17 protein-coding genes are annotated in these 24231 nt (G+C 72.3%); 6 read left to right on the top strand and 11 right to left on the bottom strand.

Annotation, left to right across the window (positions count from 1 at the left end; all coding sequences use genetic code 11):
• Positions 1-94: 94 nt before the first annotated feature.
• Positions 95-970 (bottom strand): 16S rRNA (cytidine(1402)-2'-O)-methyltransferase, encoded by an 876-nt coding sequence (rsmI, locus tag WMF29_RS47615; RefSeq protein WP_437326651.1) that lies wholly within the window; start codon positions 968-970, stop codon positions 95-97.
• Positions 971-973: 3 nt separating this feature from the next.
• Positions 974-2257: an RNA polymerase factor sigma-32 gene (locus WMF29_RS47610; protein ID WP_437326650.1), complete on the bottom strand. Its 1284-nt coding sequence runs from the start codon at positions 2255-2257 to the stop codon at positions 974-976.
• Positions 2258-2402: 145 nt separating this feature from the next.
• Between WMF29_RS47610 and WMF29_RS47605 the strand changes: the two genes are divergently transcribed.
• From WMF29_RS47605 to miaA, 3 genes are read left to right on the top strand one after another with little or no spacing between them, the layout of a single operon-like run.
• Positions 2403-3074, top strand: coding sequence for a hypothetical protein (locus WMF29_RS47605; protein ID WP_437326649.1), 672 nt, complete (start codon positions 2403-2405; stop codon positions 3072-3074).
• A complete protein-coding gene (gene mutL / locus WMF29_RS47600) occupies positions 3071-5104 on the top strand; it encodes a DNA mismatch repair endonuclease MutL (protein WP_437326648.1) in 2034 nt (677 codons plus the stop codon). Before WMF29_RS47605 ends, mutL begins: the two co-directional genes overlap by 4 nt.
• Positions 5101-6048 carry a tRNA (adenosine(37)-N6)-dimethylallyltransferase MiaA gene (gene miaA, locus WMF29_RS47595; RefSeq protein WP_437326647.1) on the top strand — a complete coding sequence of 316 codons (948 nt, stop codon included), beginning with the start codon at positions 5101-5103 and terminating at the stop codon, positions 6046-6048. The genes mutL and miaA overlap by 4 nt, the downstream gene beginning before the upstream one ends.
• A gap of 69 nt (positions 6049-6117) precedes the next feature.
• Here the strand turns inward: miaA and WMF29_RS47590 are convergent, their stop codons facing one another.
• Positions 6118-6849, bottom strand: a complete 732-nt coding sequence (locus tag WMF29_RS47590; protein WP_437326646.1) for a hypothetical protein — start codon at positions 6847-6849, stop codon at positions 6118-6120.
• Positions 6850-7326: 477 nt separating this feature from the next.
• On the opposite strand from WMF29_RS47590, the gene WMF29_RS47585 reads away from it, so the two are divergent.
• Positions 7327-7779, top strand: a complete 453-nt coding sequence (locus WMF29_RS47585) for a nuclear transport factor 2 family protein (protein ID WP_437326645.1) — start codon at positions 7327-7329, stop codon at positions 7777-7779.
• A 12-nt stretch (positions 7780-7791) separates the two neighbouring features.
• Here the strand turns inward: WMF29_RS47585 and WMF29_RS47580 are convergent, their stop codons facing one another.
• The 5 genes from WMF29_RS47580 to WMF29_RS47560 form a co-directional block, all read right to left on the bottom strand.
• Positions 7792-10161 (bottom strand): methyltransferase domain-containing protein, encoded by a 2370-nt coding sequence (locus WMF29_RS47580; RefSeq protein ID WP_437326644.1) that lies wholly within the window; start codon positions 10159-10161, stop codon positions 7792-7794.
• Positions 10162-10295: 134 nt separating this feature from the next.
• Positions 10296-11585, bottom strand: coding sequence for a DUF1552 domain-containing protein (locus WMF29_RS47575; RefSeq protein ID WP_437326643.1), 1290 nt, complete (start codon positions 11583-11585; stop codon positions 10296-10298).
• A gap of 100 nt (positions 11586-11685) precedes the next feature.
• Entirely contained in the window at positions 11686-13011 is a 1326-nt protein-coding gene (locus WMF29_RS47570; protein ID WP_437326642.1) for a DUF1552 domain-containing protein, read from the bottom strand.
• A gap of 51 nt (positions 13012-13062) precedes the next feature.
• Positions 13063-14763, bottom strand: a complete 1701-nt coding sequence (locus WMF29_RS47565) for a DUF1592 domain-containing protein (RefSeq protein WP_437326641.1) — start codon at positions 14761-14763, stop codon at positions 13063-13065.
• A gap of 714 nt (positions 14764-15477) precedes the next feature.
• Entirely contained in the window at positions 15478-16020 is a 543-nt protein-coding gene (locus WMF29_RS47560; RefSeq protein WP_012241655.1) for an inorganic diphosphatase, read from the bottom strand.
• 286 nt (positions 16021-16306) lie between these two features.
• Here WMF29_RS47560 and WMF29_RS47555 point away from each other — a divergent pair, with 286 nt between their 5' ends.
• Positions 16307-17812: a hypothetical protein gene (locus WMF29_RS47555; protein WP_437326640.1), complete on the top strand. Its 1506-nt coding sequence runs from the start codon at positions 16307-16309 to the stop codon at positions 17810-17812.
• A gap of 93 nt (positions 17813-17905) precedes the next feature.
• On the opposite strand, the gene WMF29_RS47550 is transcribed toward WMF29_RS47555, so the two are convergent.
• From WMF29_RS47550 to WMF29_RS47540, 3 genes are all read right to left on the bottom strand, one after another.
• Positions 17906-19237, bottom strand: a complete 1332-nt coding sequence (locus WMF29_RS47550; protein ID WP_437326639.1) for a phosphoribosyltransferase family protein — start codon at positions 19235-19237, stop codon at positions 17906-17908.
• A 153-nt stretch (positions 19238-19390) separates the two neighbouring features.
• Positions 19391-20596: a hypothetical protein gene (locus WMF29_RS47545; protein WP_437326638.1), complete on the bottom strand. Its 1206-nt coding sequence runs from the start codon at positions 20594-20596 to the stop codon at positions 19391-19393.
• 182 nt (positions 20597-20778) lie between these two features.
• A complete protein-coding gene (locus WMF29_RS47540; protein ID WP_437326637.1) occupies positions 20779-22770 on the bottom strand; it encodes a DsbA family protein in 1992 nt (663 codons plus the stop codon).
• Positions 22771-22939: 169 nt separating this feature from the next.
• On the opposite strand from WMF29_RS47540, the gene WMF29_RS47535 reads away from it, so the two are divergent.
• Complete coding sequence (locus tag WMF29_RS47535) at positions 22940-24223, top strand: GNAT family N-acetyltransferase (RefSeq protein WP_437326636.1); 1284 nt, start codon at positions 22940-22942, stop codon at positions 24221-24223.
• Positions 24224-24231: the final 8 nt, after the last annotated feature.

Below are 24231 nucleotides of genomic sequence, written 5' to 3'. Positions count from 1 at the left end.
GGCAGCGTCCGCTGCTCACCGGGACGCTTCTCCGTCAATCTCTTCTCTTTTTTGCGTCTTTGCGCCTTGGCGCCTTTGCGTTTTTTCTCCCGCTCTACTCGCGCGGCTCCCCCCGCCGCGCCACCGCCCGCGCGTAGATCTCGCGCCGCGGTAGCCCGAGCTCCACCGACAGCTCCTCGGCGATGTGCTTGGCCCGCCTCCCCTGGGCGAGCTCCCGATCGATGCGCGCGTCGAGCTCCTCGTCGCTCGGGCGCGCGCCCTCCGCGGCCGGCGCCGCGGGCGCGAGCACGAGCGTGATCTCCCCGAGCCACTCCCGCTCGATCGCCGCGAGCTCCTCCACGCTGCCGCTCAGGATCTCCTCGTGCACCTTCGTCAGCTCGCGCGCGACGACGGCGCGCCGCCCGGGCATCCGCTCGGCGAGGTCGGCGAGCGTCTCGCGGAAGCGCCGCGGCGACTCGAACAGCACCACCGCCTCCGGCGTCGACGTGACGAGGGCCAGCGCCTCGCGCCGCTCGCGCCCGCCGCGGGGCAGGAACCCGACGAAGCGGAAGCCCCCCGTCACCAGCCCCGACGCGCTCACCGCCACCATCACCGCGCTCGGCCCCGGGATCGCCACGACGCGCGCCCCGACCTCCGCGGCCGCGCGCACGAGCGCCGTCCCCGGATCGCTCACGACCGGCGTGCCGGCGTCGGTCATGAAGGCGATCGACTCGCCCGCCGCGAGCCGCGCGGCCGCGCGCGCCGCGTCGGTCTCGGAGGCGTGCGCGTCGAACCGGTCGACCGGCTTGCCCGAGACGCCGAGGTGGCCGAGGAGCGCCCGGGCCCGCCGCGTGTCCTCCGCGAGGATGCGGTCCGCCCCGCGCAGCGTCTCGACCGCGCGCAGCGTGATGTCGCCGAGGTTGCCGATCGGCGTCGCCACCACGTAGAGGCACCCGCGGTCGTTCGACCCGCCTTGCTCGCCGCTCGACAAGGCCTAGTCCATCTCGACGGCGTCGCCGAGCTCCTCCTGGAGGTACGTCCGCAGCTTGGACTGGAGCCGCGCCTCGAGCTGGCGCACGCGCTCGCGCGAGATGCCGAACTCGTTGCCGAGCTCCTGGAGCGTGAGCGGATCCTCGGCGGCCATGCGCTTGTCGAAGATGATCACGTCCTTGCCCTTCAGCGTCTCGCGGAACTTCGAGAGCCGATCGTGGACGAGCCTGCCCATCTCGCTCGCCTCGAACGCGGTGTCCGGGCTCGCCCCCGACGACACGAGCAGCTCGACGCGCGGGATCGTCCGGCCCTCGAGATCGCCGACCGGGGCGTCGAGCGAGGCCTCGCCGCTCGAGAGGCGGCGGTCCATGTCGACGACCTCCTTCTCCTCGACCGACAGGCGCTTCGCGATCTCCGCCGCCGTGGGCTCGATGCCCATCGCCGAGAGCTTCGCCTTCTCCTTGTTGAGGTTGAAGAAGAGCTTCCGCTGCGCCTGCGTCGTGCCGAGCTTCACGAGGCGCCAGTTGTTGAGGATGAAGCGGAGGATGTACGCGCGGATCCACCAGGCCGCGTACGAGGAGAGCTTCACGCCGCGGTACGGATCGTAGCGCTTCACGGCCTGCATCAGGCCGATGTTCCCCTCCTGGATGAGGTCCATGATGTTCTTGTAGGCGCGCCGGTACTCGTACGCGAGCTTGACCACGAGCCGCAGGTTCGCCGTCACGAGCCGCGCGGCGGTCGCGACGTCCTGCGTCTTCGTGTACTTGATCGTCAGCTCTTTCTCCTCGTCCGGCGTGAGCAGCGCGTGGCGCTGCACCTCGCGCAGGTAGGCCTGCAGCGGGTCCGTGCGCGACAGCGCGACGTCGCCGCCGCCGCGGCCCTCGCCGCCGCTCGCCCTCGCGGAGCGCGGGAGCTCGATGTCGTTCACGTCGAGGCTCGCGTCGTCGATCACCTCGCCGACGACCTCCACGACGTCGCCCTCCTCGACGTCGCCCGTCCTCGCGGCGCCGCTCTCGGGCGCGCCGTCCGCCTCGTCGTCGTCCTCGCGCGGGCCCTCGTCGTCGCCCGCCGCAGGCTGCGCTTCGGCACGCGCGCGCCCGCCGTCCTTCGCGGAGGAGCGCGCGCGGCGCTTCGCTGCGGGCCGGAGGGCCGCGTCCGAGTCGGGCCGGAGGTCCGCGCCTTCGTCCTCCGCTCCGGCCTGGAGCCCCGCCTTCGCCACTCCGTCGGGCTGGGGCGCTCCGGTCCCCTTCGTTCGCTTCGTTCGCGGCTCGCTCTTGCTCTTCGCCACCAGGACCTCGTCCTCGAAGTTCTAGTACAGCCCCGCCGCACCGCGCCACCTGCGCCGGCGCGCAGGCGCGCAGGCGCTTCGCGATCCGGAGGCTACCCGCTCCGAGATCCGCAGGTAAGGAAGACAGCGCGCGGGATCGGAGAACGTGCTACACGCCAGCCTCCTCCACGTGGACTCGCACCGCCCGCCGCGCCCGCGCTCGCTGCGCCCCTGGTACCTGGTGGCCACCATGCTGCTCACCTGGCTCATCGGCGTGCGCGGCTTCATGGCCGGGTGCGGGACGGCCATGTACCTGCGCGCCGGCATGGCCCCCGACGTCATGGCCGTGGCCGAGCAAGCGCGCGACCAGGGGGATCCGTTCCAGTTCACGTTCCTCGTGCTCGAAGCCGCGCAGGCGCGCGCGCTGAGCCTCTACCAGGACGTCTCCTTCCCCCTCAGCATCGCGAAGCTGCTCCTCGGCGGGCTGCTCGTCGTCGCGAGCGGCCTGGCGCTCGGCGGGCGGCCCGGCACGCGCGGCTTCGTCCTCCAGGTCCTCGCCGCCAACCTGGCCTTCGCCGCGGTCGAGTACGCCCTCACCCGGGGCGTCCGCGGCGCCTGGATCGACATGGTGGCGCAGGCGGGGGCGCTCCTCCCGCCGGACATCCCCGAGCGCGCGGGCCTCACGAACGCCGGCCTCTGGTGGACCGCCGAGCGGGTGCGCTTCGTGTTCTTCGAGCTGGCCGTCCTCGGCTCCGCAGCGCTGGCCCTGACGCGGGAGCGCACCAAGATGTACTTCCAGGCGGTCGCCCGGACGGTCGACCCCGGCGACGAGCCATGAGCACAGCGGAGAGGATCGCCGGCGCGGATCCTCGATCGACGCTCACACAGGCCGAGGGGCGGAGGGTCGCCATCCTCCCGGACGACCTCGCCAACCAGATCGCGGCGGGCGAGGTGGTCGAGCGGCCGGCGAGCGTCGTGAAGGAGCTCGTCGAGAACGCGCTCGACGCGGGCGCGCGCCGCATCCGCGTCGACATCGAGGGGGGCGGCGTCGGCCTGGTGCGCGTCGCAGACGACGGGCGCGGGATGAGCCGCGAGGACGCCTCCCTCGCGGTGCTCCGCCACGCCACGAGCAAGATCGCCCGGCTCGACGACCTCCGCAGCATCCAGAGCTTCGGCTTCCGCGGCGAGGCGCTCCCGAGCATCGCCTCGGTGAGCCGCTTCTCGCTGCGGACGCGGCGCGACGGCGAGGCCGAGGGGACGGAGATCCGGATCGAGGGCGGCGGCGCGGCGCAGGCCATCCCCTGCGGGTGCGCCGCCGGCACCGTGGTCGAGGTGCGCGATCTCTTCTACAACGTCCCCGCGCGCCGCAAGTTCCTGCGCGCCGTCGGCACCGAGTCGGCGCACGTGTCCGAGATCGCGCAGGCGGTCGCGCTCGGCGAGCCGGGCGTGACGCTGGTCCTCTCGCGCGACGGGCGCGTCGCGCGGGAGTGGCTGCGCACCTCGAGCCGCGCGGAGCGGGCGCGCATGATGCTCGCGGGCGAGGAGCTCGCCACGTGCGCCGGCCAGCGGGGGCCGCTCACGGTCGAGGCGTTCGTGTCGCGGCCGGAGCGCGCCCGCTCGGGCGCCAGCTGGCTGTGGATGTTCGTGAACGGCCGGCACGTGCGCGACCGCTCGCTGGCCCGCTCGATCGCGCTCGCCTACGGCAGCGTCCTCGAGCCGGGCCGGTACCCCATCGGCGCTGTGTTCATCGATCTGCCCGCCGAGCTCGTGGACGTGAACGTCCACCCCCAGAAGGCCGAGGTCCGCTTCGCCGACGGCCGCGCCGTCGCCGACGCGCTCTACAAGATCGTCGCCGCGCAGGTGGCCGCGGCGTTCGGCCTGCCCGCGCCGGCCCCCGGCGGCTTCCAGGGCCGCAAGGGCAAGCTCTTCGAGGACGCGGCGGCGCCGCCCGGAGACGCCTGGGTCTGGTCGGGCGGCCCCGCGGCGGAGGCGCCCGCGGCAGGCGCACCGACGTCCCCCGCGGGCGCGTCGGGCGAGCGGCAGGCGCCGCCGGACGATCCATGGGGCCTCGGCGGCGACCTCGGCGGGGTCCCGCCGGCACGTCCTCACGCTGCGCCGGCCGGGCCAGCGCCGACGCAGCTCGGGGCGTGGGCCGACATCGCGGCGCTCGATCTACCGGCACCGGCGCACGGCGGGCCAGGCGAGCCGCCCGCGCCCGCGCCGGGGTCGCCGCCCGTCCCCTATCCGACCGGCAGCGGCCCGGTGCTCGCCGCGGCCGAGCGCGTGGTCGCCTGGCGGTCGCTGCGCTTCCTCGCCCAGGTGCGCAACACCTTCTTCGTGTGCGAGGGGCCGGACGGCATCTACTTCCTCGATCAGCACGCGGCGGCGGAGCGCGTGACGTTCCACCGCCTGCGCGCGTCGTACGACGGGCGCGACGTCGCCACGCAGAAGCTGCTCTTCCCGGTGATCGTCCAGGCGGCGCCCGCGGAGGTGTCGCTCGTCGAGGAGGCGCAGGAGGCGATCGCGCGGCTCGGGCTCGACGTGCGCCCGGCGGGCGCGGCGCAGCTCGCGGTGCACGCGGTGCCGACGCTGCTCCGCCGCGCGGCGCCCGAGCGCCTCGTGCGCGACCTCGTGGACGAGCTGAGCCACTCGGGCGAGCGCGCCTTCTCGGGCGCGGTGGATCTCGCGCTCGCGACGATGGCCTGCCACGGCTCGCTGCGCGCGGGCGACCCGGTGGCGCCGGAGGAGGCGCGGGCCCTGCTCGCGGCGCTCGACGAGGTCGACTTCGCCGGCCACTGCCCGCACGGTCGGCCCATCGTGATGCGCGTCGGCTGGCCGGAGCTGGAGCACCGCGTGGGGCGGCGGTGAGCGAGGCGGCGCTCGAGCTCGCCCTGGGCGCAGGCGCGGCCGCCGCGCCGCCGTCGTGGGAGACGATCGCGCCGCCCGCGCCGGGTGAGCTGCTCGTCGTGGTCGGCCCGACGGCGAGCGGCAAGACCGAGCTCGCCATCCGGCTCGCGGAGCGGTTCGGCGGCGAGGTGGTGAGCGCCGACAGCGTGCAGATCTACCGGGAGTTCGACCTCGGCTCCGGGAAGCCGACGCCCGCCGAGCGGGCGCGCGCGGCGCACCATCTGGTCGACGCGGTCGATCCGCTGCAGGCGATCGACGCGCAGCGCTTCGCGGAGCTCGCGGAGGCGGCGCTCGACGACATCCGCGGCCGCGGCCGGGTCCCCGTCGTCTGCGGCGGCACGTTCCTCTGGGTGAAGGCGCTCGTCCTCGGCCTCTCGCCCGCGCCGCCCGCCGATCCCGAGGTGCGCGCGCGGCACCGCGCGATCGCCGACGCCGAGGGGCGCGCCGCGCTCCACGCGCGCCTCGCCGCCGTGGATCCGGAGAGCGCGGCCCGCCTCGCGCCCAACGACCTCGTGCGCGTCAGCCGGGCGCTGGAGATCTACGAGCGCTCGGGCCGGACGCAGAGCGCGTGGCACGCGGAGCACGGCTTCCGGGAGCGCCGGCACGCCGCGCGCCTGCTCGCGGTGCACAGGGACCGCGCCGAGCTCGACCGCCGCATCGAGGCCCGGGTCGCCGGGTGGCTGGAGCAGGGCTGGGTGGAGGAGGTCCGCTCGCTCCTCGCCCGCGGCTACGGCGACGCGCGGGCGATGGGCTCCGTCGGCTACCGGCAGGTGCGGGAGCACCTGGAGGGGCGCCTGCCGGCCGACGAGCTCGCGCCGGCCATCGTGCGCGCCACGCGCACCTTCGTGCGCCGGCAGCGCACGTGGTTGAGGGACGAGGCGGTCGCGCACGTCGCGCTGTCATGATCCATAAACCACAACAATTACAATAATTTGCGCCAGAGCCAACCGCCGGCGACGCGCCGCAGGCGCCGCTCATGCGCGCTCTTCGCCGGTCCCGCCGCTCCCGCGGCGCCGGCCCGCTCCAGCCATGGGAATGCGCCACCGGACCTCGCCGTCGCAGCGCGGGCAGGCCGCGGTGGACGGCCGCGCCTCCTGGGCGAACGCGACGCGCCCGCAGTGCGAGCAGACGGTCATGTGGCGCTGATAGAGGTCCGGGCTCGAGAGGATCGCCGCGGCGAAGAGGCTGAGCACGACGTCGCTCAGGAAGTCGCACTCGCGCGGCGCCGGCAGCCAGCCTGATCGGTCGCCCACCACGGCCCAGCGGACGCGCGCGCTGTACAGCGCTGCGCGGAGAAACTTGCCCTCGGGGTCCGGCGCCACGAAGTCGACGAGCGTGCTCCCCACGCGCCGGCGCGCGCGCGCGGTGAGCGCCGCGACCGCCTCGGGCCGCTCGTCCAGCTCGCGGAGCGCCACGGTCTCCGCGCCCGGCTCGCGCACAGCGCGCGGGAGCATCATCCACCCCGGAGCGATCACGTGATCGTCGAGCCACGCCCTGAGCTCGTGGGGCTCCCAGGGGCGGGTCGTCACCTGCATGAACTGGAGCGCCCCGGCCAGGCTCGGGCTCGCGAGCATGCGCCCGCGCAGGGCGACGAACGATCGGGCCCTCCCGGCATCGGCGCGCGCGCTCCACCCGAGCCTCCTGCTCCGGCTCGCGAGGTCCGTCGGCGCGGCGCCGGCCATTGGGATCTTCAGGGAATTGCTCATGAGTTCCATGGGGTCTTCCGCTCCGCAGCGCGCCGCGGGGAGCGGCCGGCGAACGGGCGATGTGCGGCGCGGTAAGCGCCCGGCGTGCCAGCCGCCGCGGAGGCCTGGATCTCACCGCGCGCGCGGGCGGCGCGCGCAGATACGGCATGTTCACGCGCGCCGGCGGCGCCGCTGAGGCCTCGAAACCGCCGTCCGGCGAGCGCGGTTGCGGGGTCCAAGCCTCAGGGGGCCGCCAGCCCGTCATCGACACCGCCGCTCGCGGCGCTTCACGGGCTCACCCCAAAGGCGCGGGCGCGCGCGCCGCTCCGGGCCGACAGCCTCGCTCGAATGACGTCGAACCCCAGAGGGCGAGGGGGGCGGAGCCCTTCTCGCCTTTTTACGTCCATGCTAACCGCATCTCTCCTTCGACCAGGAACGGTTCGAGAGAGCTCACCACGGAGCACGGCGCCACCTGCTCCACGCGACGAAAGGACGACCATGACGCGAGAGTCGAGCGACGTGCAGGCGATCCAGAATGTGGTCGTCCGGATTGCCCACCACATCGACAAGCGGCGCTGGACCGAGCTCCGCGGCCTCTATGCCGACGTCGTTGTGGCCGATTTCACGTCCGTCTTCGGGGGCGAGCCGCAGGAGCAGAGGACGGACGATCTTCTGGCGGGCTGGAGCAAGTTTCACGACGCCATCGACGCATCACAACATTTCCTCGGCCCCCTCGATATCGAGGTGAAAGGAGAGCACGCCTCCGTGGAGTGCCATGTCCGCGCCTACCATCGGTTCGCGCGCGCGCCGGGCGGCGAGGACTGGCTCGTCGCGGGCCACTACCGCTATGAGCTCGCCAGGCACGCGGGCGGCTGGAAGGTCTCCAGGGTCAGGTTCGAGATATCGTACCAGACCGGCAACACGAACATGTTCGAGGAAGCGCTCAGGTAAAGCCGCCGCGGGTCACCGCGGCTGGGGCGGCGAGATCGCCAGGCCGAGCGCGTGCGCCGCGCGCAGCGCCGCGACGCGGAGATGGCCGTCCGGCAGGCGCTCTCGCCCCGCGACGAGCTCGATCAGCGGCACCCACGAGAGCCGCCGAGCGGCACCGGACCCCGGCGCGAGGTCGGGCGCGGCGGCAGAGGCAGGCGTGCCGGCCGAGGCAGGCGCCGCGGTGACGACGAAGGCGAGCGGCTGCACGAGCTCCGGGGTCAGCCCTGCCGAAGGGCGGTAGGCCCCTCCGAGCTCGACGGCCGCCTCCACCCGAACGCCGTACTCGGCCTGCAGCCGCTCGCGTACGAACGCCTCGGCGGCCGCCAGCGCGCTCACGCTCCGCGGCAGCCGCCACGCCGGCGCGACAAGGATGCCGCTGTTGCCCGAGAAGCTCTGGGCGGCCGGCAGATCGTGATCGTCCACGCCGAGCACGACCTCCCCCGACGCCGTCCGCGCGAGCAGCGCCGTCGAGACCGTGAGCACCCCGAGCGGCCGAGGCACCACGTACTCCAGCTCTCGCGCGGCCACCACGCCGCCATCCGCGGTCAGCTCCTCGAAGCGCGCCCGCCGCACCTCGAGGAACCCCGCGCTGGCGCCCGCGTCCACCCGCGAGAACCGCCGGCGGCTCGGGCGCCCGAGCAGCGCGGCGAGCGACGTCGGCTGCACGGCGGCCACCCCGCCGTCGTCGCCGGCCCCGGCACCGCCGGCATCGCCCGCGCCGCGCCGACCCGCGCCGGCCGCCGGGAGCGGGATCTCGTCTCCGATCCACGGTCCGAACGGCAGGCCGAAGCGCGCCAGGAGGTCGTATACGTTCAGCTCGAGCCGCGCGTCGGGCAGGCCGCCGACCTGCGCGGCGCGGAGCAGCTGGCGCGCCTCGACGGCGCGGATGCGCCCCGAGGTGCCGAATCCCGACACGTTCTCCGACGGCGCGTTCACGAACGTGGGCTCGACCTCCACCAGCATCGAGCGCACCTCTTCGAGGATGCCGCCCGGCGACGGGTAGTACGTCGTGCCCGGGATCATGCGCTGGATCGCCGCCGCGCACACCCCGGCCGCCCGCTCCAGCGCATGCTCGACCGTGTGCCCGACAGGGAACTCGGTCTGCACGACCGCGATCGGCTCGGCCAGATAGTCGGCCGGCCCGCTGCCGTCGAGCGGAGGCGTCTCCTCGCGGCAGGCGCGCGCGATCGGCCGCGGATAGCTCGTCCGCGCGAGCACATACGCCGTCTCGCCCGCGAAGAAGAACGGCACGATGTCCAGCGTGGGGTGCGGCCGCGCCGCCAGGTCGAACACCTGCCCTGTCGCCCGATCCCGGTGGTGCTCGATCCGCAAGAACTGCTGAGAGCTCTCCGCGGGCGCGAGCCGGAACGCGACGCCTTGACCGGCCTTCACCTTCTCTCCGACGATCAGGTAGTTGGTGGGCGGATAAGGCAGTCGGGCGCCCGTCGTGTCCCGGAGCTCGAAGCGACCGACGAACCGGTTCCGCACGATCCAGGGGTTGCGCAGCGGCGTCGACGACAGCACGCGAAGGCCGAGGCGGGCGAAGAGCGCCTCGAACTGCGCTTGTGAGAAATAGGTATACTCCTCCTTGACCTCGGCTTCCCAGTCAGCGCGATAATCCTTCCTCAACACGAACTCGACAGCGTGCTTGTGGGCGAGCCTGTACCGACGCCACCCCATGCGCGGCGCTGGGAGCTCGCCGGAGGGCTCGCGCGCGACGCGCGCCAGCGGGAACCCCGGCTCCGGCGAGAGCGAGCGAAACTCGCCCGCGAACCGCTCGAGCAGCGCCGCCGTCGAGGCGCTGCGGGGGTCACGGCCGTCGTCGCCGTCCTCGGCGGGCACGTCCAGAAACACCGTCCCCGGCCCGGGATCGACGAAGTCCCTCACCACGAGCACCCCGCCCGGCGCGAGCTGCTCCACCTGCGCCGCCAGCGCATCGGCGGCGTTCGCGTGGCGGTAACCGCCGTACGAGGTGACGTGGTGGAGCACCGACGAGTCGAAGATCCCGTCGAGGCTCTCGGGCGGGAATACCGTCCTGGCGATGTCGCCCAGCTGAAAGCCCAGGTTCGGCTGATGATGAGCGCGGCGCGCGAGCTCGACGACCGTCGGATCGATGTCGACGCCGATCACCTCGAGGCGCGGGTAGAGCTGGGCCAGCGCGGCGCTGCCCTGCCCCGAGCCCATGCCCATGTCGGCGACGCGGCCCTCGCACAGGAGGTGCGCCGCCGTGAGCGCCACCTTCTGGCGCATCGACGCGTCCATCGCGGACAGGTACCGCGCGTACGCGGACAGGTCGTCTCGCCGCTGATCTGCCTCGTACCCCGCCGGCGCGCGCGTCGTCATGGTGACCAGTGTACGCCGGGCCCGGGACGAGGGTCGACGGCGGCGTGCGCCCGAGAGAGCGCAGGCGCCCGGGCGCGAGGCGGCGGTCGCCGGGAACCGGAGCGCGCGCGCCGGGGAGCGACGCGCCGGCCGCCTCAGCTGGCCGAGAGGCCCGGGAGCGGCGACTTGGACCGCAGGTTCGGATCGCCGAAGCCCGCGAAGTCCGTGACGCCCATCGCGTCACACAGGCTGAGCAGCACGCGCTCGTGCCGCTCGCCGCTCTTGATGTACCGGCCGCCAGGGGCCGTCTTCAGATAGCCGCCTTCGCCGCTCGCCAGGACGAACTTCATCTCGTTCTGGTTGTGGTTCGGCGAGTCGCCCATGTCGCGGCACCACGCGATCAGCGTGTTGTCGAAGAGCGTCCCGGAGCCGTCCGCCTCCGGGATCGCCTTCAGCTTGTTGATGAGATCGACGAACCGCTGCGACAGCCACTTCTCCAGCTTGATCAGGTCGAGGTGCGCCGGCGCCCCGGTGTGGATCATGGCGCCGTGCTCGTCGCCCTTCAGCCCGATGTCCGGGAGATCGACGTTCATGGCCTGATCCGAGCCCCACTGGATCGCGCCGACGCGGGTGATGTCGCACGCGAACGCGCCGACGAGGAGATCCATGTGGATCAGGTTGGCCTGGAGCGGGTTGGCCGGATCGGTGGCGGGCTTCGTCGGCACGCTGCAGCCGCCGGTCTCGCCGGACGACGCATTGGACAGCCGCTCCTCGATCTGTCGGATCGAATCGATATGCAGCTCCAGCTTGTACTTCTGCTCGGAGCCGAGGTTCCCCTCGAGCGCCTTGATCTCGTTCTTGAGGTGATCGAGGACGCTCTTGCGACGGCGCAAGAGGTCGTCAGAGGAGGTGTTCGACGGGATCGCCGAGCCGAACAGGGTGGAATAGGCGGACGTCGGAGAGGCGATGCCCGGCAGGTTGTCCTTGCGATAATACGGCGATCTCCCGCCGCTCACCGTGCTCTCGGCCCCGAGCAAGAGCGAGGGAATCTGCGTCTTCGTGCCGGCGGCGATCAGCTTGTCCGCGATGAACTGGTCGACGGAGATCAGCTTGGCGGGATCGCTGAAGCCGAGCCCCGTGAGGCCGTCGGGCGCGCCGTGGTTGTTCCCCGGATTCCCGCTGGGGAGGCCGTCCACGAGCACGACGTGCTGCTTCACGTCGGCGAGCGGCGACGTCGACTCGCTGAACGTGGGGGTCTCGCCGGAGACGCTCGTGGGCTTCCAGATCGATGGCGCGGTCCCCATCGTGCAGAACAAAAGGAGCCGCTTGGGCTTCCGCCCGGGCGCCGCCTCGGCGATGGAGTCGAGGAAGGGGGTGAACAAGAAGCCGGCGCCGACGCTGGCCCCGAGCCCCTTGAGGAAATCTCTACGACGATGGCTGCGCATGGACGACCCTTTCACGCTACCGATCTCGCGCCAACGGAGCTCGCCGCGACAGGTGCGTGGGGGCGCACCTGTCGCGGCGAGCGGCCTCGCGCCCTCGGTGTCAGGTCGCGGCGATGCCCGGGAGCGGCGACTTGCTGCCCAGAGCCGGATCCCCGAAGCCGGAGAAGTCCGTGACGCCCATCGCGTCGCACAGGCTGAGCAGCACGCGCTCGTGCCGCTCGCCGCTCTTGATGAACCGGCCGCCGGGGGCCGTCTTCAGATAGCCGCCGTTGCCGCTCGCCAGGACGAATTTCATCTCGTTCTGGGTGTGGTTCGGCGCGTCGCCCATGTCGCGGCACCAGGCGACCAGCGTGTTGTCGAGGAGCGTCCCGGAGCCGTCCGCCTCGGGCGTCGCCTTCAGCTTCTTGATGACGCCGACGAACTGCTGGTGCAGCCACTTCTCGAGCTTGATCAGGTCGAGGTGCGCGGGGGCGCCGGTGTGGATCATGCCGTTATGCTCCTCACCGCTGAGGCCGATCTCGCTCAGGTTCGCGTTCATCATCTGATCCGAGCCCCACTGGATCGAGGCGACGCGGGTGATATCGCACGCGAACGCGCCGACGATGATATCCAGATGAAGCTGGTTGGCCTTCAAGCCATTGCTCATGTCGCCGCTGGGCGTTCCCGGGACGGTGCAGGCGCCCGTCCCGCCGCCGCCTCCTCCCGGGGTCATCGTGTTCGAGAGCCGCTGCTCGAGCTGGCGGATCGACTCGAGGTGCAGATCCAGCTTGTACTGCTGCTCCTTCCCCAGGTTTCCCTTGAGCGACGTGAGCTCTTTCGTGAGGTTGTCGAGGACGCTCTTGCGCCGCTTCAGCAGGGCCTCCGCGGCGCTGTTGTCGTTGCTGCCTTGGTTGTTGGACGGCGTGAAGCCCGTGAACACGGTCGAGTAGGCGGACGTGGGGGAGGCGATCGGCGACAGGTTGGTCCCCTTGTAGAACCCCGTCTTGCCACCCTCGACGGCGGCGCCGAGCAGGAGCGAGGGGATGGGCGTCGACAGCCCGCTGCCCTTCAGCTTCTCGACGATGTACTGGTCGACCGAGATCAGCCCGTAGGGGCCGTTGCTGTAATAGCCCATCCCGGTGAGGCCGTCGGCGGACCCGTGGTTGTTGCTGGGGCTCCCGCTGGGGAGGCCGTCCAGCATCACGATGTGCTCCTTCACCTCCTCGAGCGGCGAGGTGGACTCGCTGAACGTGGGGGTCTCGCCGGAGACGCTCTTGGGCTTCCAGATCGAGGGGGCCGTCCCCATGGTGAAGAAGATCAGGAGCCGCTTCGGCTTCTTCCCGGGAGCCGCGTTGGCGATGGAATCATAGAAGGGAGAGAACAGAAGGCTGGCCCCCAGGCTGGCCCCGACACCCTTGAGAAACTTCCTACGACTGTGGCTGCGCATGACCGATCCTTTCACTCGCTACCGATCTGTTCTTGGGTTGCAGCCGTGGGGTCACGGACCTTGAACTCTGCGGGTGAAGTGCGGCGCGCGCGTCAGCGCGAGCCACACGCTCTTGAGACGGAACTCGTCCTTCGCGGCGTCCTCCTGGACCTCCTCGTACGTGCAGCCGTCCTGCTCCCAGGTGCCGCCGAACGCGTAGTACGACCAGTAACGGACCATGCACGCCTTGACGTCCTCGCTCGCCGCGAGGTAGTCGGCCAGCTCGGTGACGCCGTTGAAATTGAAATCTTCGCCGCTGGGCGGCTCGAAGACCGTGCCGGTCACGTCGACGGGGATCCCGTTCTCGTCGTTCCGCCACCGACCGAACGTGTCGTAGTGCTCGAAGCCGACGCCGATCGGGTCCATGTGGTTGTGGCAGGTCGCGCAGTATGTCGCCTTCGTGTGCTGCTCGACCATCTCGCGCGTGGTCGCCGGGGTCTCCAGGGGCTTGACGTTCGGATCCACGCCGGGCGGCGGGGGTTCGAGCGGCTGGCAGAGGAGGCGCGTGCGGACCATCTTGCCGCGCTGGGTCGGCGAGGACAGCTTCGCGCCGCCATGCCCCGTCAGGAAGCTGCCGTGGGCCAGGATGCCCCCGTCGCGCTGCCCTGGGGTGAGCGTCACCTTCGTCAGCTCGGTGCCGCCGGCGCCGCTGATGCCGTAGTGCGCACCCAGGCTGGCGTTGATGAACGTGTAGTCCGCCTGCAGGAGGTTGGCGAACGTGCCGTTCTGGTTGAACGCGGTGTCCACGACGAGCGCCTGCGTCTCGGCCATCATGTCCTTGCGCATGGCGTCCGTGAGATCGAAGAGCGTGTTGTCCTTCACCGCGGTGACGAGGCGGTTCAGCTGGAGCCAGCCGCGCATGAACCGCATCATCTCCTTCTCGGCGAGCGGCCTGGTCGCCGAGTCCTCCAGCAGGCGGAGCGCGTGCTGGGCGATCTGCTCGCTGGTGAGGTTGACGCCCCCGGCGGCGGCCGCGTCGGCGGCCTGCAGCAGAGCCTCGTCCGGCATGGTCCCGGTCAGCAAGTACGAGAGGTTGCTCGCGATCTCGTGCGGGGTGAGCTCGTAGATGCCCGAGCCGTTCGCATCGGTCCCGATCTCGTGGCGGTAGAGGAAGTACGGCGACTGGAGCATCGCGCCCACGACCACCTTGGCGCCGTCCTCGAACGACTTCTCCGCCCCGAACAGCGCGTCGTAGGACGCGACGCGCTCGTCCGTGAGCTTGTCGCGGAACGCGCGGCGGCCGAAGTCGCGGATGAACTGGGTCCGGCAGCTCGCATCCAGGGTCCTGCACGTCGCCGAGGTGATGCTGGAGAGCTTGTTCGTCACCGCCCAGTCGGCGGTCGTCTCGGCCCAATCCATGATCTGCTGGGCCGTCAGGTCGCGAATCACCAGCGCGTTCGCGTCGGCCGTGAACCCGAGCACCTGCGGATCATTGAAGATGCTCGGGAGGGCGACGCTCTGGTCCTTGAAGAGATCGCGGACAGTGGCCTCGAATTGATCCACCGTCAGGCGACGCACGACGCGCGGGCCAGGGGTGCTCTTGTCCGCGACCTCGCAGTGCGACACATCCGGGATCTCCGTCGGCATGTCCGGCGGGTCGCCCATCGGCGACCCGCCAGCGTCGCCGCCGCTGCTGCTGCTGCCGCTGCCGCTGCCGTTGCCGCTGCTACTGGTCTCGGAGGGCGTCCCGTCGGGATTGCCCAGGTTGCCCAAGCAACCAAGCGGGCCGGCGAGGAGAAGCGCCACTGCGGAGTAGCGGCGACACGCTTTCGCCGAAACTAAGCTATTAAGCGTGCTCATCATTGCTTGAGAAAAGCTGATGTCTCTCATGTTGTCAAGCCCCGATCAAGCGGTGTCGCCCGATAATCCATGCGCATACGCACGCGCGTCAATGGCCTGTCACCGAATCGTCCGCGTCGTTTGTGTTGCTTGAGTCGTTTACGTCGTTCACGTCGTCCGCGTTCGAATCGTTTTCAGCGTCGTTTTCAGCGTCTTTGCCCTGCCCGCTCGCCTGCATGCGTCATGGTGGGCCCTTGGTGGCTCTCCCCGGAGCGAAGTCGAGTTCGACGCTCCGCGTTGAGCCGATTCACGGTGTCACCCGCCACGCCAGAGAGCTCGACCTCCCACCGGATCCGAGGTCGAACCGGAGCCGCTGGATCGCCAGGCGCGTTCCGACCTCAGGGCTCTGGGCGAGCCGCTGGGCAAGGCCTTCGTCGTCCATGAGCGTCGAGAAGCGATCCACAAAAAGCGGTTAAGCAACCCTCGTGCCGAGTGTTCTCGCGGGGTTACCCGGCGCCGCTGTGCCCGGTTTCTGGATTTTTTCGAAGATTGCGAGGGGTGGACGCCGAGGGGTCCAGGAAGGGCGATCCACCGCTTCCGCGATCCATCCATGCGCCGCTGCAACCGGCCCCCCCAGGGCCAGCCGCGTCAGCCCTTGGACCAGGCGCTGATCGACCGATAGCTCGCGACGGACTCCTCGATGACCTCCAGGGCGCGGTTCCTGTCGTACATCGTGTCTACCTCTGCGAGCTTGTTCTCGAGCGTCTTGTAGTCGATGAAGAACCGCATGAGCTCCTTGGTCACGTGCGGCGGGAGCTCCTCGTGGGTCAGGTAATGGGCCACGGAGGGGTCGTCGACGGCGACCGCGATGATCTTGTCGTCGACGCCCTTGTCGTCGCGCATGAAGAAGCCGCCGATGGCGCGCGCCCTCACGATGGTGAGCGGCACGACGGGCTCCTGCATGAGGACGAGGACGTCGAGCGGGTCGCCGTCGCCGGCGTGCGTCTGGGGGATGAAGCCGTAATTGGCCGGGTAGTGCACGGACGAGTAGAGCACGCGATCGAGCATCAAGAGCCCGGTCTTCTTGTCGAGCTCATATTTGCACTTCGATCCTTTCGGGATCTCGATCACCACGGGGAAGAAGTCGTGTCGGCTGTCGGGGAGCAAGATGTCGTGGAGCGGATGGGTCATTGAACCGTCCTGGGCTTTCGCCCCCGCCCGGGAGGCGGGCGAGGGGCGCAGAGGATACCAGGAGTTCGATTCGGTGAGATCGGGGTCAAGACACCCCCGCATTCCCGCTCTGGAACGAGAGGAGCCACGCCGCCGCCGCGGCCCTGAAGGCGCGGGCCGGCGGGGCGCGGGGGCGCAAGACCGACGTTGGCGAGCATGGGCAAGCGCGGTCGCTCGTGCGATGAGCTAGCGCGGAGCCGCCGGGGCAGACTCGCCAGCGGGCCTCCGGAACCCTGTTGCGCTCCCCATGAGACCGTTCCCCACACACGCCCCACCGACGCGACCGGAGCGAGCGCCCGCGCTGCGCCGCAGGGCTCCCTGTGCGCTGGCGGTCCTCGCGCTGGCCGCGGCCCTCGGCGGCCCCCCGGCGGCAGCAGCGCGCGCGCCGGACGCGCCTTCGCCCACGCCGCCCTCGCCCGTCGCGAGCGCGCAGGCCGGGGCGCCCCCCGACGACAGCGCCTCCGCGGCCGCCGCCCCGCCGGCCGCGGGCCGACCCGTGGTCTCGCCGGTGCGGCGCCCGGACGAGCGCGACGCCCGCGAGGCCTCGCAGCGCGCCTGCTCCTTCACGCTGCCGGTCTGCGTGCACGCGCCCGCGGGCGTCCCCGGCGCCGCCCTCCTCGAGAGCCTCACCCACCTGGAGGCCGCGATGCGGGCCTACGACGCGCTCGGTCTGCCGCGCCCGCTCCCCGACGGCGCGCGGGGCGGCGGCCCATCGTACGATCTCTACCTGGAGCGCGGCCCGCGCCGCGGCCCGATGCGCGTGGGGTACGACCCGCGGGCGCTCGGGGAGCGGTTCGACGCAGCGAGCGCGTTCGCCATCATCGCAGCGCCGGAGCGCGGCGGGTGCGCGAGCGCGTCCGACGCGGCCTACGCGCTCGCGCACGCCATCGCCATGCGCCTCGACGCAGGGGCGGAGCAGGGCGCGATCGCCATGACGGCGAGCTACCTCGCCGCCATCGCGGCGCCCTGCGCGGCCGAGGAGCTCGCCGCGGTCGACGCCTTCCAGCGCGCGCCCGAGCGGGCGCTCACCGGCGCGGCGCTCGGCGCGCTCGACGGCGGCCTGCTCTTTCCGTGGTACCTCGACGACGCGTACGGCACCGGGGCGCCCGCGCAGATCGCCACGTCGCTGCTCGCCATCGCGGCGCAGGCCACGCCCGCGGGCGCGGCGCGCTTCGACGCCGAGCCCGACACCTTCGACGCGCTCCGGGCGTCCCTCCGATCCCGCGGCGAGGACCTCGACGACCTGCTCCTCGAGTTCGCCATCGCGCGAGCGTTCCTCGGCAGCCGCAGCGACGGCGCGCACCTCTCCGACGCCGAGCGCTTCGGCGATTTCGGCCGGGTTCGCTTCGAGTGGTCGCTGCCCTACGCCACGCTCCCGCGGCGGGTCGCGCCCCTGCGCCCGATCGAGCCGACCGGCGCGACCTATCTCTGGCTCGATCTCTCGGCGGAGAACGCGGCCGCTCGGCCGGACCTCAAGACGGCGGAGATCACCTTCGTGGCCGACTGGGAGCTGCCCGCGCTGTTCCGCTGGGCGATCGTGAAGGTCGACAAGCAGGGCGCCGAGGCCGGCCGCGTCGACGTGGCCGGCGTCTTCGGCAGCAGCCGCGCGCAGCGCACGGTGGTGGGGCTCGACGGGCTCTCCGGGCTGCTCGTCGTGGGCGTCAACGCGGGGAGCATGATCCGGAGCCTGCCGTTCGATCCCGACGACGCGCCGTTCATGCCGCACGCGTACACCGTCTGGCTCTCCAGGTAGTCGCCGCGCCGGCCGGCGCTCCCGCCGGCGCTCCCGCCGGGCGACGGCCGGCGGCGCGCTCGCCGCGGCCTGCGAGGGCGGCCGCCCCGCGCGTCACGCCCTCGCCTCGTCTCCTCTCGCGATCAGGTGCTGCGCGAACCACTCGCCGGCGAGCCGGGCGACCGCCGCGAGCGCGCCCGGCTCCTCGAACAGGTGCGTCGCGGAAGGCACGACGGCGAGGCGGCGCGGGCCCGCGAGATCGTCGAGGGCAGTCTGGTTCAGCGCCAGCACCTCGGCGTCCGCGCTGCCCACGATGAGCAGCGTCGGCGCGCGCACCATCGCCAGGGCCGGGCCCGCGAGGTCGGGCCTGCCGCCGCGCGACACCACGGCGCCCACGACGCGCGGCCGCGCCGCCGCGGCGATGAGCGCGGCCGCCGCGCCGGTGCTCGCGCCGAAGTAGCCGACCGCGAGGTGACGGAGCTCGGGGCGCGCGAGCGCCCAGTCCGTCACCCCGATCAGCCGCCGCGCGAGCAGATCGACGTCGAAGCGAAGGCGGGCGCTCCGGCGATCTTCCGCCTCCTCCTCGTCGGTGAGCAGGTCGAAGAGCAGCGTGGCCAGCCTCCACCGCCAGAGCGCCTCCGCGACCGAGCGGTTGCGAGGGCTCCTCCGGCTGCTGCCGCTGCCGTGCGCGAAGATCACGAGGCCGCCCGCCCTCTCCGGGATCGCGAGGTCCCCGGGCAGCGCCGCCGCCCCCGCCTCGACGAAGAGGGGCCGCTCCGCCCCTTCTGCCCTCGGGACCTCGCGCTGCGCGTCGGCGAGCAGCGTGGCGACGGCGTCGTCCGACGTCTGCGAGAAGTCCTCGTAATAGGCGCCGATCGCCTGGAGGCCCGGGTCCTCCTCGATGCAAGCGATGGCGTCGACCTCGCGGCGGAGCGACGACAGGCTCGACGGCGCGGCGACCGGCGCGGCGAGCACGAGCCGCCTCGGCGAGCGCTTGCGCAGATCGCGCAGCGCGGCCCGCACGGTGCCGCCGGTCGCGATGCCGTCGTCCACGACGATCACCGTCCGCCCCTCGACGCGGGGCATCGGCCTGTCGCCCCGGTACCGGCGCACCCCGCGCTCCACCTCGGCGGCCTGCTGCTCGGCGATCTCGGCGAGCTCCGCCTCGGAGATCCCCAGCAGCGCGACGAGGCCCCGATCGATGTACACCTCGCCCCCCTCGGCGATCGCGCCCACGCCGAGCTCCGGCTGCCCGGGCGCGCCGAGCTTGCGCACGATCCACACATCGAGCGGCGCGCCCAGCGCGCGCGCCACCTCGTAGCCCACCTCGACGCCGCCGCGCGGCAGGGCGAGCACGAGCGGCGCCTCGCTCCTGTACCCCGAGAGCAGCTGCGCGAGCCGGCGCCCGGCGTCCCTGCGATCCTGGAACAGCTTCGCTCGCCCCATCGCCCCCTCCCCTCACGTCCGCTCCTGCGACCCCTTCAAGACCGGTGCCGCAGGCGCGCGCAGCGCGGGCTCGGCCGCGCCGCGGCGAGGGGGTCGACCGCGGCGAGGGGGTCGACCGCGGCGAGGGGGTCGACCGCGCCCGTCAGCGCTCCATCAACCGAACAGGCTCCACTCGTCCTCGATGAGCGAGAGCGCGTTGATCAGCTCGAGCGCGAGCTCGCGCTCGAGCCACTCGTCGATGCGCTGGCCCGCGGCGATCGCGCTGAAGCCCGCGCGCGGGATGCGCTTCGCGAGGTGCGAGAGGCACGAGCCGGTCCGATCGAGGCGCGCGACCCAGTCGGTGTCGCGATAGGCATATCTGGCCTGGTGGAACAGCGAGTCGCTGAGCGCCGAGATCCTGTCGCGGACGACGTCGGCGGGCTCGGCGCGGGACGCGATCGCCTCGCGCACCTCGCCGATGGCGCGCAGCACGAGGCCGACCGGCGCGCCCGGATGGAACGAGGTGCGCTTCGGTGAGAACGTCAGCCCGTCGAGCGCGAGGAAGTACCAGGCCTGCGGCGAGGACACGCGATAGAGGTATGCGGCGTTGCAGGCGTCGGCCGCCCTCATCGCGATCTGCCAGGCGCCTTGCTCGTCGACGCCGTCCTGCTCCGCGGGCATCCCGTCGATGCGCCCGATCTCGGCGCCGCTGACGAGCGGGTCGGCCCACGCCATGACCAGGACCGAGGTCGCGCACGACCAGCTGCACAGGAGGCGCGCGCTCGCCTCGGCGGACACGCGCCCGTTCGGCGCGATCCAGACGAAGCGCCCCTCCTTGAGATCGGCGCGGTACTCGTGGAGCGCGGCGCCGTGGCCCTCGAGCTGCTGGAAGAGCTCCTCACCCCGCGCCGCCCAGCGCTGGGCGAGGACCTCCTCGGCGCTCTCGGACGGCGTGTCGTCCCAGTCGAGCTCAGGCGGCCGGGGCGGCGAGAGCTCCGCGTCGTTCGCTCCGCTCTTCGCCTTCGCGTCCCGGGGCCGCCGCTTCGGCGGCGCGGCGCTGGCCTCATCGCCGGCGCGCGCTCTCGGGGGCCGCCCCTTCGGCGCCGCCGATCGCTCGGCCGCGGCGCGCTTCTCCGGCGCCGCCGGTCGCTTCGCGACGGCGGTCTCCGCGAGCGAGGTCGCGGCCTTCGCCTTCCTGGGCCTGGCTCGCGAGCTCGCCGGCGCCCGCTCCTGCCTGTCGCGCAGCGCGGCCGGCGGGCGCGCCTTCGCGCCCGCGCGCTCGCCCGCCTTGCCCTGACGCCGCGCGCGCGCGGATCCGCTCGATGCCTTGACGGTGCGCCTGGGTTCGGCCGATGTCCCTCGACCGCGCGGTTTGGGCATTGCGACAGGCTATCACGAGCTCGAAGCGCAATATCGATGGAGGCGAGGCGCCCGAGAAGCGAACATGGCGCTCCGAGCGCCAGCTCACTCGGAGCGCAGGGCCGGGAGCCCGGAGCGCGAGCGGCAGGCGGCGACGCGCGTCTCGCGCGTCTCGCGCGTGTTCAGGTCGTGTTCGGTCGTGTTCAGTTCGCTTCGCTGAGGGCGCGCCGAACTACCTTCTTGAATTTCGCGAGCGGCTGGGCTCCGCTGACCAGGTAACCGTTGATCACGAACCCGGGAGTCCCGGTGATGCCGGCGCTCCGCGCGGCCTGCGTGTCGGCCTCGACGGCGGCGCGATGGGTGTGCTCGTCGAGCGCCTTCGCGAAGCGCGCCGCGTCGAGCCCGAGGCTCGCGGCGTGCTGCTCCAGGGCCGCGCGGTCGAGGTTCGAGGCGTCGTGGGCCTTGAAGAGCAGGTCGTGCATCTTCCAGAAGCCGGCCGGCCCCTTCTGCGCGAGCGCTTCCATGGCCGCTTCGGCGGCGAGCTGCGCCTCCGGGTGGAAGGGGAGCGGCAGGTGGCGGTAGACCACGCGGACCTTGCCCGGGAACGCCTTGATGAGCTCATCCATCGTGGCGGCGGCGCGCGAGCAAAAAGGGCACTGGAAGTCGGAGAACTCCTGGATGACCACCTTGCCCGCGGCCGCGCCCTTGCTGGGGTGGCCCTTGGGCACCGGCGGCAGGGATACCTTCGGCGGCGGCGCCGGCGGGACCGCCTGCTTCTGGATGGCCTCGTAGACCTTCGCGCGCGGCGTCCCCGCCACGACCATCGCCTCCGCCTTGGCGATCTCCTCGTCGATGATCGCCTGGAACTTCTCGATCGGCTGCGCGCCGACGAGGCTGCGGCCGTTGATGAAGAAGTACGGGGTCCCCTGGGCGCCGAGATCGTCGGCGAGCTCCACGTCGGCCTCGATCTTGGCGGCGTGCTTGTGCGAGGCGACGGCGCGCTTCACCGCGCTGACGTTCAGCCGGAGGTCCGCGGCGACGGCCTCGAGGGCGGCGTCGTCGAGGGCGGCCTCGCCGGCGAGCAGGCGATCGTTGGCCTGCCAGAAGGCGTCGTTTCCCTTCTGGGCGCGGGCCTCGCGCGCGAGCTCTGCAGCGGGCTCGGCCCGGGGGTGGAACGGGAGCGGGTTGTCCTTCCAGACGACGCGCAGCTTGTCGCCGTACTGCGCCCTGAGCTTCTCGACCGTCGGCGTGACCCGCCTGCAGAACGGACACTGATAGTCGCTGAACATCACCATCGTGACGAGCGCCGTATCCGCGCCGCGCACGGGCGAGTCCCCGATGGGCACGAGGTGCACAACGCCGCCGTCGCCTTCCTCTTCGGCGTCATCGGGCTCCTCCGCAGGAGGGGCGAAGTTCTTCTTCGCGAGCGCCGCGTAGATCCGCTCCGGCGGCGTCCCCTCGGCGCGGAGCGCCTGCGCCGCGGCGAGCTGCGCGTCGATGATCTCGGCGAACCGCTCCGCCGGCTGCGCGCCGACGAGGAGGACGCCGTTGATGAACGACGCCGGCGTGCCGTTCACGCCGAGCCGCCCGGCGAGCGCCATGTCGGCGTCGACCTTCTGCGCCGCCCCGCTCTGCTGGACGAGCTGCTGGATCTGGCCGGGGGTCACCCCGGCCCGCCGGAGCGCGGTGGCCTCGAGCTCCGCCGAGAGACGCTCGTCGGCCGTGAAGATGGCGTCATGGAACGCCCAGAAGGCCTTGGGACCAGCGTGCGCGAACACCGCCATCGCGGCCTCGGCCGTCGGCCGGGCCTGCTTGTGGAAGGCGAGCGGGAAGTTCTTCCACACGATCCGCAGCCGCTCCGAGCCGTACCGCTGCTCGAGCTGCCCGAGCGTGCCGCCCAGATGCTTGCAGAAGGGGCACTCGAAATCGGAGAACACGACGATCGTCACGGGCGCGAGCCGGCTGCCGCGCGCCGGATCCGCGCGGGTCACAGGCACCGGACCGGGGTCGCCGTCCGCGACCATCCCATCATCGAGCGCGGCTCCCGGATCGGCGGCTGGGCCCGGCTGCCGCGCAGGGGCGCCGCTGGTCTTCGCCTGCGAGGCGTCCGGAGGGGGCGGCGGCAGCGCGGAGCTGCAAGCCAGGACGAACAGCAACGAGAGCCAGGCGACGGCGGCGATGGCGCGGCGGGACATCGCGCGAGTGTACTCCGGTTCCGTGATGACGCCTTCGCCGCGCGGGCGTCGCTGTGCCCAGCGCGGAACGCCTCGCCGCGTCGCCAGGCGCGATTGACGCCCTCGCCGCCTTCGGCCATGACGGGCGCGGCGCGCCGCTCTGCCGCGCCAGGAGAGCGCACGGAAAGCCATGGAGAAGGTCTACAGCGCCGCCCGCATCCAGCCGGAAGAGCACAGGGACGTCCTCGCGCAGCTCTGGAAAGAGAACCTCGCCCACGGCGAGGTATCGCAGGAGCTCGTGGAGCGGCGGATGCGCTGGTTCCAGGAGCAGAACCCGGCCGGCCCCCCGCGGACCTGGATGGGCTTTCACGGACCGGAGCGGGAGATCATCGGGAGCGGCTCGTTCTACCCGCGCGATCTGTACGTCGACGGGCGCAAGCTCAAGGCCGGCGTCCTCGGCGATTTCGGCGTGACCAAGGCGCACCGCATCGCGGGGGCCGCCATGAGCATCCAGCGAGAGCTCGCGAGGGGCTGCCGCGACGCCGGGGTCGATTTCGTGTTCGGCTTCCCCAACAAGGCCTCATTCCCGATCTTCCAGCGCGCCGGCTACAAGAAGATCGCCGATTCCGTCATCTGGGTCCGGCCCCTCATGGCGGCGTACAAGCTGAACGAGCTCGCGGCCTCGTCGGCCGGCGAGCAGCGGAGCACCGTGAGCACGGTGGTGCAGCGGGTCGCCGAGCGGGCCGCGTCGGCGGTCCCCCACCCTCGCTGGCGCGCGCTCTGGGAGGCGGAGCCGGGCGCCGCGCCCGCCCCGCTCACGCAGGCGCTGTCGACCGCGGCGGAGCGCGTCGTCCAGCGGGCGACGGTGAAGCCGGACAACCTCCTGGTCCGGGCCGCGGGGAGCGCCATCGACGCCTCGATGGCGCTCCGGGACACCGCCGCGCTGCTCGCGAAGGGGAGCCGCGTGCGCACCGAGCTCGTGGACGACGCCGATCACCGCTTCGACGCCCTCTGGTCGCGGGCGAAGCCCTGGCCGATCGTCGGCGAGCGGAGCGCCCAGTTCCTGAACTGGCGCTATGCGCAGCTCGGCAACACCCGATACCGCTTCTTCTGTATGCTCGACAGGCACGACGGGCGGCTGCTCGGCTACGCCGTCTACTCGGTGCGGAACAACAAGGTCGAGATCAGCGACCTGTTCTGCGAGGACAACGGCCCCACGTTCGACGCCCTGCTGCTCGAGTTCTGCCAGGCGATGCGGCGAGAGGGGCACGTCTCCGTGGGCATGCTCCTCGTGACGCCCCCTTCGTTCAGCGCCCGCCTGCGGGCGCTCGGGTTCTTCTCCCGGCCCCACCCGCCGAACGTCGGCTCGCGGTGGCTCATCGTACACCTCGATCCCGCCTTCCCCGACGAGCTGCGGCGCGTGCTGCTCGACGCGGAGAGCTGGTTCATGACCGACGGCGAGCTCGACGTCTGACCCACCGG

Origin of the sequence: Sorangium sp. So ce381, from assembly GCF_051473845.1 — a bacterium.
GTDB lineage: Bacteria > Myxococcota_A > Polyangia > Polyangiales > Polyangiaceae > Sorangium > Sorangium atrum.
This window is presented reverse-complemented; position numbering and strand designations above follow the sequence as displayed.